At 64.3% G+C, this 11,390-nt stretch carries 17 protein-coding genes; 13 read left to right on the plus strand and 4 right to left on the minus strand.

Translation table 11 applies throughout. The annotated features are described in order from the left end of the window. Positions 1-29 precede the first annotated feature (29 nt). From ACSSV3_RS07655 to ACSSV3_RS07685, 7 genes are all read left to right on the plus strand, one after another. A complete protein-coding gene (locus ACSSV3_RS07655) occupies positions 30-989 on the plus strand; it encodes a class I SAM-dependent methyltransferase (protein WP_354323484.1) in 960 nt (319 codons plus the stop codon). 12 nt (positions 990-1,001) lie between these two features. Then, positions 1,002-1,388, plus strand: a complete 387-nt coding sequence (locus tag ACSSV3_RS07660; RefSeq protein ID WP_354323485.1) for a dihydroneopterin aldolase — start codon at positions 1,002-1,004, stop codon at positions 1,386-1,388. After that, positions 1,360-1,710 (plus strand): Rossmann fold domain-containing protein, encoded by a 351-nt coding sequence (locus ACSSV3_RS07665; RefSeq protein ID WP_354323486.1) that lies wholly within the window; start codon positions 1,360-1,362, stop codon positions 1,708-1,710. Before ACSSV3_RS07660 ends, ACSSV3_RS07665 begins: the two co-directional genes overlap by 29 nt. Further along, on the plus strand, positions 1,703-2,743 hold the full coding sequence (moaA, locus tag ACSSV3_RS07670) for a GTP 3',8-cyclase MoaA (protein WP_354323488.1): 1,041 nt from the start codon (positions 1,703-1,705) through the stop codon (positions 2,741-2,743). Before ACSSV3_RS07665 ends, moaA begins: the two co-directional genes overlap by 8 nt. Positions 2,744-2,745: 2 nt before the next feature. Continuing rightward, positions 2,746-2,997 (plus strand): MoaD/ThiS family protein, encoded by a 252-nt coding sequence (locus ACSSV3_RS07675; protein WP_354323489.1) that lies wholly within the window; start codon positions 2,746-2,748, stop codon positions 2,995-2,997. A 4-nt stretch (positions 2,998-3,001) separates the two neighbouring features. After that, positions 3,002-3,442, plus strand: a complete 441-nt coding sequence (locus ACSSV3_RS07680; protein WP_354323491.1) for a molybdenum cofactor biosynthesis protein MoaE — start codon at positions 3,002-3,004, stop codon at positions 3,440-3,442. A gap of 76 nt (positions 3,443-3,518) precedes the next feature. Beyond that, entirely contained in the window at positions 3,519-3,956 is a 438-nt protein-coding gene (locus ACSSV3_RS07685; RefSeq protein WP_354323492.1) for a hypothetical protein, read from the plus strand. A 47-nt stretch (positions 3,957-4,003) separates the two neighbouring features. On the opposite strand, the gene ACSSV3_RS07690 is transcribed toward ACSSV3_RS07685, so the two are convergent. Both ACSSV3_RS07690 and ACSSV3_RS07695 read right to left on the minus strand, forming a co-directional pair. Then, positions 4,004-4,693 (minus strand): Crp/Fnr family transcriptional regulator, encoded by a 690-nt coding sequence (locus tag ACSSV3_RS07690; protein ID WP_354323493.1) that lies wholly within the window; start codon positions 4,691-4,693, stop codon positions 4,004-4,006. Further along, positions 4,690-5,196, minus strand: coding sequence for a hypothetical protein (locus tag ACSSV3_RS07695; RefSeq protein WP_354323495.1), 507 nt, complete (start codon positions 5,194-5,196; stop codon positions 4,690-4,692). Before ACSSV3_RS07695 ends, ACSSV3_RS07690 begins: the two co-directional genes overlap by 4 nt. A gap of 231 nt (positions 5,197-5,427) precedes the next feature. Here ACSSV3_RS07695 and rplU point away from each other — a divergent pair, with 231 nt between their 5' ends. From rplU to ACSSV3_RS07715, 4 genes are all read left to right on the plus strand, one after another. Then, a complete protein-coding gene (gene rplU, locus ACSSV3_RS07700; protein WP_354323496.1) occupies positions 5,428-5,811 on the plus strand; it encodes a 50S ribosomal protein L21 in 384 nt (127 codons plus the stop codon). 14 nt (positions 5,812-5,825) lie between these two features. Further along, complete coding sequence (rpmA, locus tag ACSSV3_RS07705) at positions 5,826-6,095, plus strand: 50S ribosomal protein L27 (protein WP_354323497.1); 270 nt, start codon at positions 5,826-5,828, stop codon at positions 6,093-6,095. A 154-nt stretch (positions 6,096-6,249) separates the two neighbouring features. Beyond that, positions 6,250-6,855 carry a GNAT family N-acetyltransferase gene (locus tag ACSSV3_RS07710; protein WP_354323499.1) on the plus strand — a complete coding sequence of 202 codons (606 nt, stop codon included), beginning with the start codon at positions 6,250-6,252 and terminating at the stop codon, positions 6,853-6,855. 170 nt (positions 6,856-7,025) lie between these two features. Then, positions 7,026-7,619, plus strand: a complete 594-nt coding sequence (locus ACSSV3_RS07715) for a TetR/AcrR family transcriptional regulator (RefSeq protein WP_354323500.1) — start codon at positions 7,026-7,028, stop codon at positions 7,617-7,619. Here ACSSV3_RS07715 and ygfZ read toward each other — a convergent pair. Continuing rightward, positions 7,616-8,353, minus strand: coding sequence for a CAF17-like 4Fe-4S cluster assembly/insertion protein YgfZ (ygfZ, locus tag ACSSV3_RS07720; RefSeq protein WP_354323502.1), 738 nt, complete (start codon positions 8,351-8,353; stop codon positions 7,616-7,618). The genes ACSSV3_RS07715 and ygfZ overlap by 4 nt on opposite strands. A gap of 38 nt (positions 8,354-8,391) precedes the next feature. On the opposite strand from ygfZ, the gene pyrC reads away from it, so the two are divergent. Further along, entirely contained in the window at positions 8,392-9,429 is a 1,038-nt protein-coding gene (gene pyrC / locus ACSSV3_RS07725; protein WP_354323503.1) for a dihydroorotase, read from the plus strand. Here pyrC and rarD read toward each other — a convergent pair. Next, entirely contained in the window at positions 9,426-10,352 is a 927-nt protein-coding gene (gene rarD, locus ACSSV3_RS07730; protein ID WP_354323505.1) for an EamA family transporter RarD, read from the minus strand. The two genes, pyrC and rarD, sit on opposite strands and share 4 nt — an antisense overlap. Before the next feature lie 285 nt (positions 10,353-10,637). On the opposite strand from rarD, the gene ACSSV3_RS07735 reads away from it, so the two are divergent. After that, the gene (locus ACSSV3_RS07735) at positions 10,638-11,378 is read left to right on the plus strand and encodes a hypothetical protein (RefSeq protein ID WP_354323506.1); all 741 of its coding nucleotides are present in this window, start codon (positions 10,638-10,640) and stop codon (positions 11,376-11,378) included. Positions 11,379-11,390 lie beyond the last annotated feature (12 nt).

Here is an 11,390-nt window from a genome sequence, read left to right on the forward strand (position 1 = left end):
ACAAGCTCAGGACGAGCGGGGGACGGATCGTGGCTGACCTCGTCCAGCAGCCGCTGGTGATGGAATGCACCGGTTGGCCAAATGCAGAAGGCGCGTACCGCCTGCTCGACAGCGGGGCCGGGCGCAAGTGGGAGGCGTTTGGCCCCCACGCCTTCATCCGTCCCGAACCCCAGGCCCTGTGGCAGCCCCGCGTAGCCGAATGGCCCGCAGCGGGCGAATTCATCCCAGGATCGGACGAGGATGGCGGCGGGCGCTGGCAATTCAGCGAAAACTTGCCCGAAGACGGCTGGCCGCTGGCGTGGGATGATGTGCGCTTCACCGCCAAGCCCACACCCTTCCGCCACCTGCAATTCTTCCCCGATATGGCCCCGGTGTGGGAATGGATGCGCCAATGCGCGAGTCCCCGCGACGGCGGGGATCCCAAGCAACCAGCGCCCACGCCGCCGGAGGCTCCCGCCTTCGCGGGAGCGCACGAGTTTCTCAATCTGTTCGGCTACACCGGCCTTGGCAGCCTCGCGCTGTCGCGGCACGGCAAGGTGGCCCATGTCGATGCCTCGAAGAAATCCGTGGCGCAGGCGCGGGAAAATGCCGTGCTTTCGGGGATGGAGGATCGCCCGATCCGCTGGCTGGTGGACGACGCGGCGAAGTTCACTGCGCGCGAAGTGCGGCGCGGGCGGCGTTATGACGGGATCATCCTTGATCCGCCGAAGTTCGGGCGCGGGCCGGATGGTGAGGTGTGGCGGCTGGAAGAACACCTGCCCGGCCTGATCGCGGATTGCGCCAAGCTGCTCGATGCCGACAGCCGCTTCCTGTTCCTCACCGTCTATGCCGTGCGGATGAGCAGCCTTGCGATTGCGGGCCTGCTGGCCGAGGCATTGGCCCACCTGCCCGGCCAGATCGAACACGGCGACCTTGCCGTGCGCGAGGAAGGTGAGGGCGGCAGGCTGCTCCCCACCGCAATCTTCGCGCGCTGGAGCAATCCCGGCTAAAGGCGGCGCACCATGACCGATTCGCTCACCCTCGAAGTTGCCGACCTTGAAGCCGATGTCCTCACCGGCATCTATTCCGAGGAGACGGGCAAGCCGCAGCCGCTGCGGATCACCATCACCGCGCGTTACACGGTGGCCGATCACTACGATCCTGACACCCCGCTTGATGCGTCCAAGAATTACATGGATCTGAAATTTGCCGCCACTGACGGTCTGCCGCAGGGCGTGCATTTCAAGCTGATCGAGGCGGTGGCCGATCACATCTGCGAAACGCTGTTCGTGCAGGACGCGCGGGTTGAGGCGGTGACGGTCAAGATCGTCAAGCTCGCGATTGCCGAGGCGAACGAGAAGATCGGCATCACCCTCCACCGTGAACGCCCCACCGGCCCGGCGGTGTAAGGCGATGATGCGGCAGATCGTGGTTGGCCTGCTGCCCGATGCTGCGCTGGATGCGGCAGGCGCGTTCATGGCGTTCCACCTCGAACCTGCGCGTGCGTTGCTGAATCAGCCCGATTGCACCGCGCTGGCGATCATCCTGCCGCCCGCGGCGCATGATCACCGTGATTGGCGGCTGGCGCTGGCGCGCGATCTGGCGCGCGAGGCCGCGCCCCGGCGGGTCAATGTGGTGGCCGGGTCGCCCGGAGAGACTCTCGATCAGACGCTGCGTTTTTTGGCAGATGCGCCCGGCGTGACGGGGCAGTATATGGTGTGCCATGACTGACAGCCTGCAATCCGCTCTGCTGCGCGACCGCGCTACGGCTAGGCCGCTGGTCGACAGCTTTCAGCGCCGGATCACCTATCTGCGGCTGTCGGTGACTGACCGCTGCGACCTGCGCTGTTCCTACTGCATGCCCGAACGCATGACCTTCCTGCCCAAGGCCGATGTGCTGACGCTGGAGGAACTCTACGATCTCGCCACAGGCTTCATCGCGCGCGGGGTGACGAAGATCCGTATCACTGGCGGCGAACCACTGGTGCGTCGTGACATCATTGATCTGTTCAGCGCGCTGGGGCGGCGCTTGGGGCATGGTCTGGACGAATTGACGCTGACCACCAACGGCACGCAGTTGGCACAACACGCCGAGGCTTTGGCCAAGGCCGGGGTGCGGCGGGTGAATGTGTCGCTCGATACGCTCGACCACGCGAAGTTTGCGGCGCTGACCCGGCGCGATGCGCTGCGCCAAGTGCTCGAAGGGATCGCCGCAGCCAAGGCGGCGGGGCTGAAGGTCAAACTCAACGTCGTGGCGCTGAAGGGCGTCAACGAGCACGAACTGCCCGATCTGATCGGCTGGGCGCATGGGCAAGGCCACGATGTCACCCTGATCGAAGTGATGCCGCTGGGCGATGTCGAGGAGGAACGGCTCGACCAATATCTGCGGCTGGATGATGTGCGCGCGCGGTTGGAGCAGCGCTGGACGCTGACCGAAAGCCAATACGCCACCGGCGGCCCGGCGCGCTATGTCGATGTGGCGGAGACCGGCGGCAGGCTTGGCTTCATCACCCCGCACACCAGCAATTTCTGCGCAGGGTGCAACCGGCTGCGGGTGACGGCGACCGGGCAGCTTTACCCCTGCCTTGGCGGGGGTGAGCAGGTTGACCTGCGCGCGGCATTGCGGTCCGGCGATCCGCAAGCGAACCTCACCGCCGCGCTCGATGAAGCGCTGAGGATCAAGCCTGAGAGGCACCATTTCCGCATGGATCAACGCGGGGCCGATCCGGCGCTGCCGCGCCATATGTCGATGACGGGGGGTTGAGCGTGATTACAGTGGTTCTGCTCGGCAAGCTGGCCGATCTGGCGGGCGCGCCGACGTTGACGCTGCCCGCACCATCTTCTGCGCCGCTTGACTGGGACGGGGTGATTGCCGCTTTGCCGCCCGCGCTGGCCGCAGCGGCGGGCGATCCGCGCAACCGGGTGGCGCTGAACGGCGCGCTGCTGGCGGACAAGCTGGCCTTGCACGCCGCGGACGGCGATGAAATCGCGCTGCTGCCGCCGGTATCGGGCGGCTGATCCGATGCGCGACATTCGCTTGCTCACGCAAACTTTTTTCCCCGGCACGCTGATCGGGCCGTTCACGCAGGCCAATCCGGGGCTGGGCGGGGTGTGCACCTTCGTGGGCGAGGTGCGGCCCGACAGCGAAGTCGAGGCGCTCGAACTCAGCCATTACGAACCGCTGACCCTGCCGGGGATGCACGCGCTGGCAGACCGGGCGTTTGACCGTTTTACGTTGATGGGCCTGCTGATGGTGCACCGCGTCGGCGTGCTTCATCCGGGCGAGCCGATTGTCTGCGTTTCGGCCGCCGCGCGCCACCGCCGCGATGCGATCGACGCGGTCGATTTCTGCATGGATCACCTCAAAAGCGCCGCGTGGTTCTGGAAGCGTGAGAAGCGCGCCGATGGCTGGCACTGGATCGAACCGCGCGCGGATGACACCCGCGATCTGGCGCGTTGGTGATGGCGGTTTGATTCGGGTCAAAGCAGGCGTGCTCGCCGCCCGGTAATCTTCCTTCCAACAGCAAGGAGGATCACGAATGAGCCACATCGTCCATGATCGTATCGCGCGCGGTGATGCCCGCGTTGTGGTGCAGCCCGCTGGAGCCAATCCGCGCCATCAGGTTGAGGCTGATCGCAATTTCGGTCTGCCTTCCGCGCTCTATATTGCGACGATTGCCTGCTATTTCGGGTTTCTGGTGATTGTCGGCAGCGCCTTTGCCAATCCGGTGCTGGTGATCCCGATGGCGATTATTGTGGTGCTGATTGTCGCGGCTTTTGGAGTCCCAGCGGTGTGGGCAAGGCTGCGCGATAATTCGTCAGCGCCGCAGACTCTCGGCGAATTCGAAACGCGCGGGATCATGACCAATACCGGACGGCTGCGTCCCCGCGATGCGACCATTCAGGTGCTGATCCTGCCGGTGCTGCTAGTGGTCTGGGGGCTGGCCGTGGCGGTGGTCGCCGCGATCGTCACCTGAGGCGCCGGGTCAACAATTTCTCCCCGACTGGGGCGGTGAGTTTCGGCTTACCGCCCCGATATTTCGAGCAGCAGTTCCGGGTTTTGCAGCGCGATGCCGCGTTTGCCCTCACGCCGGATCGCACCCATGTCTTCCAATTCTCCCAGCTTGCGGCTGACCGTTTCGATGGTCAGGCCCAGCATATTGCCGATCTCACCTCGGGTGAGCGGCAGTTCGAATTGCTTTGCAAGGTGGCACGAGCTTTCACTCGCTGCCACTGCGAAATCGTGCAGCAGCGCCGCCAGCCGGGCCTCTGCGCTGGCATGGCCGGTCAGTTCAAGCAGGCTGCGGGTCGCCAGCAAATCGGCCTGACTGCGGCGTAGCAGCGCGCGGGCGAGCGCGGGGTATTCCTCAATCGCACGCTCGATGTCGCGCCGGGCAAAGGTGCACAACCGGCTTTCGGTCAACGCCACCACATCATGATGCGCAAACGGCGCAAACAGCTCGCCGATGAAGCCCGACGGATGGACCAGCGCAAGGATCTGTTCGTTGCCATCCTGATCAACCGCTGACACTTTCAATGCGCCGGTTTGCAGCGTGGCGCAGGCGGCGTCTTCGTCGCCCGCGGCGAACAGCATCTCACCGCGTTTGAGCACGCGGGTGCGCCCGGCGGCGGCCATCGCGTCGCGTTCTTCGGGGGTCAGCACCGCGCAAGCGGCGGTTTCCCTTACCGGACAGGTGTTGCACGCAAGGTTCATGATCCGATAATATCCCACAATTGTGCGATGCCTGCGTCTTGCCGGGCGATTAGCGCCGCCACGTCTGTCTGCGTTGCCACCAGCGCCGGATCGGGGGAGAGCGATGTGGCAGCATCGGCGGCGAGCAAATCAAGTTCGGCGAGCACCGCCGATGTCGCACCGCGCTGCGATGTCAGATCGGCCATCGCCACCAGCGCGGCGGCGCGGGCATTGCTTTCGACCGATTGTCCAGCGGCAGCGGGCGCGATTTTGGCGATGTTCGCCTCACGCTGCAAAAACCCGGCATGCGCCGTTGCCGCTTTATCGCGCAAGGAGGCGAGGGTGGCCGGACTGGTCGCCGGGCGAATCGGGGTGGGTGCGTCAGGCGCGGCCGTGACCGGCAACGCCCCCGTTTCAAACGGGCGCAGCGCCAGCGAGGGATAGCGCGTCTTATCAGCGGCACAGCCAGACAGGACTGCAATCAGCCCGAACAGCATGGAAATGTTGACAAGAGCGCGCATCATGATCCCATGTCGCGTTACCACACCGCCTGCAAGTGGCAAAGGCGACTGTCGGAATCTGTCATCATGCGTTTTGGTGAGGTTTGAAGCGCTGAGGCGTTGACTTGCTGGTGCCATTCCCCTAACGGCACCCATCTTTCCGGGGCTGCATTGTCGCACGCCTCGCACTGCTGTTCGGTTGGCGTGGCGTTTGTCTGCCCACCCGGTCACTGCACCAGATTGAGAGTATATAGCATGTTCGCGATAGTGCGCACGGGCGGCAAGCAATACCGGGTTGCCGCCGGAGACAAGATTGCCGTTGAAAAGCTTGCTGGCGAAGCCGGTGAGACCATCACCCTGAGCGATATCCTGCTCGCCGGTGAAGGCGAAGAACTGGCCGATGCTGCCAAGGTGACCGTTTCGGCGGAAATCATCGCGCAGGCCAAGAGCGAAAAGGTGATCGTCTTCAAAAAGCGTCGCCGCCACAATTATCGCCGCAAGAACGGCCACCGCCAGCAGATGACACTGCTGCGGATCACTGCCGTGGGTGCGGGCGAAGCCAAGGCTCCGGCCAAGAAGGCCGCCGCCAAGAAGACCAAGAGCGAAGCACCGGCTGAAGCCGCTGCCTCGGCTGAATAAGGAGCACCCGAACCATGGCACATAAAAAAGCAGGCGGTTCATCGCGCAACGGTCGCGATTCGGCCGGTCGTCGTCTCGGCGTGAAGAAGTTCGGCGGTCAGGAAGTGATCGGCGGCAACATTATCATCCGTCAACGCGGCACCCGCGTGTACCCGGGCGTGAATGTCGGCATCGGCAAGGATCACACCCTCTATGCGCTCGATGCGGGCGTGGTGCGATTCCATGCAGGCAAGCTTGGCCGCAAATACGTCTCTGTCGACGTGATGGCCGAAGCCGCCGAATAAGCGGACGATTCGAAAAAGGGATCGTCCGGCAAGGATGGTCCCGGTTGGTGAAACACCAGCCACGCAGAGGGAGATGGGACCGTCCTCAATTTTGAGGGGGTTCGTCTCCTTTTTTGCATTCTCCCTCGCAATTGCCGTGGAATTGCCAAATTTCATGGCCATAGCCTGCCTTGCGCAGCTTTTGGTGGCGGCGCGGGGGGCGAGGAAGGAATTGCTCGTGTTCTACCGTAGTCACAGGTTGCTGCTCCGGCCGATCTGGCCCGAAGATACGCAGGCGCTGTTCGCCGGCATCGCCGATGAAGGCGTGGTGCGTAATCTTGCGCGCGCGCCCTGGCCCTATGAAGAACGCCATGCGCGCGACTTTGCGGAGCGTCCTGTAGATCCGTTCCACCCGCGTTTCCTGATCACCCGCGCCCGCGATGCGGCGGTGGTGGGCGGCGTTGGCATTGATGCGGTCGCCGGCGCGCCGGGTGTGGTTGAGATGGGTTACTGGATCGCACGCCCGCATTGGGGGCAGGGTTATGCCACCGAAGCGGGGGCAGCGGTGCTCGCCATCGCCCGCACGCTCGGCCACCGCGAAGTGCGCGCGGGCCATTTCCTCGATAATCCGGCGTCGGGCCGGGTGCTGCGCAAGCTTGGGTTTGAGCCGACCGGGCGGGTGGAGGAACGCTTTTCCTGCGGGCGTGGTGAAAGCGCGCCAACGCTGGAATATGCGATCACGCTGGCGGATGGCGCCGGGGTGCATCAGCGCGCGGCGTAATACCAAAGCACGATGAGCGCGGCTCATCGTGCTTTGGTTAAGCCCGTGCGGCGCTTGAGCATCCCAGCGCGTGATGCGTCAGCATCTTAGCGCGCTGCCATAAGTGCGGCGGGGACACGGTGTGACAGCACCTTGTTCGCAGGCGCAAAAGTGACTACGCGCTCGCACCAATGCAACCGCGCAAGCGCCTCACTCCCGAAGAATCGCGCAGTTCCGCGCTATCAGCGGCGCGCGCGCTGTTGATCGAAAGCGGGCCGCAATCGGTGACGCTCAAGGCCGTGTCTGCGCGGATTGGCCGCACGCACGCCAATCTGCTGCACCATTTCGGTTCGGCAGCAGGCCTGCAACAGGCGCTGGCCGAACATCTCACGCGATCAGTATGCGCGACGATCATTGATGCCGTTCACGCCACTCGTGCCGGGCAGGGAAGTCCGCGCGAGGTGGTGGATCTCGCCTTTGACGCCTTCGACCGCGAAGGCGCAGGGGCGCTCACCAGCTGGATGCTGCTGACCGGCAATGAAGATGCGCTCGACCCGATCATCAGCACGATCCACGATCTAGTCGATGAACTTGCCGCAGGCGAAGACGATCAGTCGGGCGACCAGAAAATCCACCGCGACACGCTGACCCTGGTGCTGATGGCGCTGGGCGATGCGTTGATCGGTGGGCCACTGGCGAAATCGCTGGGCCTGCCGCGCGATGCTGCGCGTGAACGGGCGACGGCGATGCTCGAAGCCAGTCTCGCCGATTTTCAGCAGGCTTAGCCCTCGGGCGCAAGCAACCCGGCGCTTTGCCACGAGGGCAGGGTCGCCGGATCAAGGCTTTCCACCCGCAGGTGATCGACCGCCAGCCCAAGATCGGGATAGGCCGCCCGTTGGCGCGCTTCGTCCGACGCCGCCATCGGCACTACCACCAGCCGCCGGTTGACCTTTTGCCGCCAATTCATCCGTGCGGTGTTTTCCTGCCCGACATAGCAGCCCTTGGTGAAGCTGACCCCGTTGAGTTCCACCGCGTTGGTTTCCAGCCACAGGATATCGCCCAACTCGCCGCGCCCCTCTGGCACGCCGAGCGCCAGGCGGTGGGCGAGCCACGCCGCGTCCGCGCTTGCGCCGCCATTGGCCGGGGCGAGCCAGCGGTATCCCAATGCGGGCAGGCGCGGATCGGGGGCAGCGCCGGGCTGCGCCTGCGCGCTCCAATGCACCGCCAGCGTTCCGTCGCGGGTAATCGCGATCTTGCGCCGCAGCCGATAGAGCGTCAGTCGCTTGGCGAGGTCATCCGCGCCTGCCGCCTCGCAATCGAGCAGCAGATCGGCCCCGTCGTCCCACACCAGAAAATCGAACAGATGCTTGCCCTGCGCGCTCAGCAGCGCGGCATAGCAGGGCAGCGGCCCGGTCACGTCATTGGTGACGAGGCCTTGGACGAAGGCGGCGACGTCTTCGCCTTCGCCTTGCGGGGACAGGCGGATCACGGCGCGGTTGGTGAGGAGGGTTGATGTCATGCGTGACAGATAGGATCGCGCGTGGCTAAGGGGAAGGGATGACCGACCGCTTTACGATCCGCCGCCCCGATGACTGGCACCTGCATTTCCGCGATGGCGCGGTGATGCGCGATGTGGTGCCTTTTACCGCGCGGCAGTTTGGCCGGGCGATCGTGATGCCCAACCTCACCCCGCCGGTGACGAGTGCTGCGCTGGCGGCGGCCTATCGGGATCGGATCATCGCGGCGGTGCCAGCGGGCCTGCGGTTCACTCCGCTGATGACCTGTTACCTCACCGATTCGACCGATCCCGATGATCTGGCGCGCGGGGCGGCAGACGGCGTGTTCACCGCGGCGAAACTCTATCCCGCCAACGCCACCACCAATTCCGCCGCCGGGGTCAGCAATATCGAAAACCTCTACCCGGTGCTCGCGCGGATGGAGGCGGAGGACATCGTGCTGTGCATCCACGGCGAAGTGACCGATCACGATGTTGACGTATTCGACCGCGAAAAAGAGTTTATCGAAAGACACTTACGGTCGATTATTGCGACTTTTCCGAAGTTGCGGGTGGTGTTTGAACACATCACCACCGGCGACGCGGTCGATTTCGTGATGGCCGCCGGCGCGCAGGTTGCCGCGACCATCACCCCGCAGCATCTCCACATCAATCGCAACGCGATGCTGGTGGGGGGGATGCAGCCGCACAATTACTGCCTGCCGGTGGCCAAGCGTGAAACGCACCGGCTGGCGCTGCGGGCGGCAGCGACAAGCGGTTCGCCGCAATTCTTCCTTGGCACCGACAGCGCCCCGCACCTCAAACGCGACAAGGAAAGCGCCTGCGGCTGCGCGGGGATTTTCGGCGCGCCTTTTGCGCTCGAAAGTTACCTCACGGTGTTTGACGAGGAGGGCGCGCTGGAACGGTTCGAAGGCTTTGCGTCATTGCACGGCCCGGCGTTTTACAAGCTCCCGGTGAACGAAGAGAGCGTCACGCTGGAACGCGCCGAAGTGGCGGTGCCGCCGGTGCTGCAAGTGACGGGTGAGGACATCGTGCCGTTTCATGCGGGCACCACGCTCGGCTGGCGGTTGGTGGGTTAGGCCGCAGGCACGACCCTTGCTTTGCGGTGCTTGGCCAACAGGTCGACAACAAAGATCGCCACTGCAATCCAGATCAGCACAAAACTGATCAGCTGAACCGGTTCAAGCGGTTGCCGAAACACGGTCAGGCCCAGAAAGAACACGATTGTCGGCGCGAGATATTGAATGAAGCCGAGCGTCGAATAATCCATCCGCCGCGCAGCCAGCGCGAACAACAGCAGCGGGATGGCGGTGACAACGCCCGAAAAGATGATCAGCCCGCTCATCACCGGTTCGTGGCCGAAGGATGATCCCGCAGGGCTGGCCGCATACCATGCCGCGATGCCGATTGCGGGCAGCAACAGGATCGCGCTTTCAATCGTCAGACCGGGCAGCGATCCCACCGAAACCTGTTTACGTACAAGGCCATAAAAGCCAAAGCTTAGCCCGAGTGTCAGGCTGATCCACAGGCTGGTGAGCGCGCCCGCCGCGAGCAGCGCGACCGCTGTAAGCGCAATCGCCACCGCCAGCCACTGCCAGCGCGACAGCCGCTCACCCAGAAACAGCGTGCCCAGCAGCACGTTGATCAGCGGGTTGAGGTAATAACCGATGCTGGCGGCATAGACCTCCCCCGCCATGATCGCCCAGATATAGACGAACCAGTTGACCCCGATCAGCACCGCGCTGGCCATCAGCGCGAGCATGGTGCGCGGGCTTTTCAGCGCCGTCAGCAGATCGGGAAACTGCCGCCGGAACGCGACGATGATCAGGCACAGCGGCAGCGTCCAGATGATCCGCCAGCCGACGAATTCGAACGGCGGCACGGTTTTCACCAGCAGCAGATAGAGCGGCAGAAAGCCCCAGATGATGTAAGCCCCCAGCGCTGGGAGCAGCCCCGAAGCGGGCGAGGCCGCTGATGCGGGGGAGGAAGCAGCGGCTGTCATCGGAAGCCTGCCGTTAGGGGCCGCACCCGCCCTGCGCAAGCCAAGATAGCGCCACCGCCGAATGAATGGTGGCTGTCAGCAGTATTGCACAGCCGTTCATATTTACCGCCATATAAATGAACAATACCAGCTCGCGGCCATTCCCACCAAGTGGTCGCCAGCGCGGGGCGGGGGGCTTCGCGGGAAACGCCTTCGGTTACTTTCGGGTATCCGGAGGCGTTTTCATGTCCGGCGCAGGTTGCCATGCGCGGGGGAAAATTAACCATCCTGTGTCATGGCGAACCGATGCGTCCTGCCATTCTGCCCCTGCTGTGCCTGATGATTGCCCCGATGATTGCCACCTGTTCGGGGGCGAAGACCGATCACGCGCTTGATACCACCGCAATCGCGCCGGACCCGGTGATCGCGCGCGCGCTCAACGATCCGCTGATGAGCGATCCCGATCTTGCCAGCCGCAACGAAGCCAATTCCGTGATCGGTTTTGTTGACAGTAGCGCCTTACCGGTGCTGCCCGCCACATCGCAGCAGGCCCGCGCCGCGCGTGAGGCTGCGCGGCTTGAACTGCTCGAAAGCGGCAGCATTGCTGATCTGCCCCGCGCCCAAGATGATCCGCGCGATGGCCCGCGCGGAAAGCCGCTTGGCCCGATGGCCGGTGCAGCGGACTTCATCGCCGCACTCGGCGCTCCGGCACGCTGCGCCGCGCGCCTGAACGACGATTTTGCCTTCGCGGCCAACTTGCCGCAAGTCGCCGCGATTATGCCGCGCGGGATGGTGGTGCAGGCAGCCGGAGCGGACATCGCGCCCTGCCGCATCCGTATCATCCGTTATCAGACCGCGGCCGCGCCCGAAGACCTATTGCAATATCACTATGCCCGCGCGGTGCAGGCCGGCCTTGATGCCGCGCGCCATGCAGTGCCCGAAGATATCATTGCCGCCGCTGGCAAGGATGGAGAGACGCTGATCGTCCATGTCCGTCCGGGCGTTCACGGATTGAGTAGCGTTGATCTGCTCTACCGTGCGCCCTGATTCGGGTGGCGC

The sequence above is a fragment of the Porphyrobacter sp. MBR-49 genome, assembly GCF_053628655.1.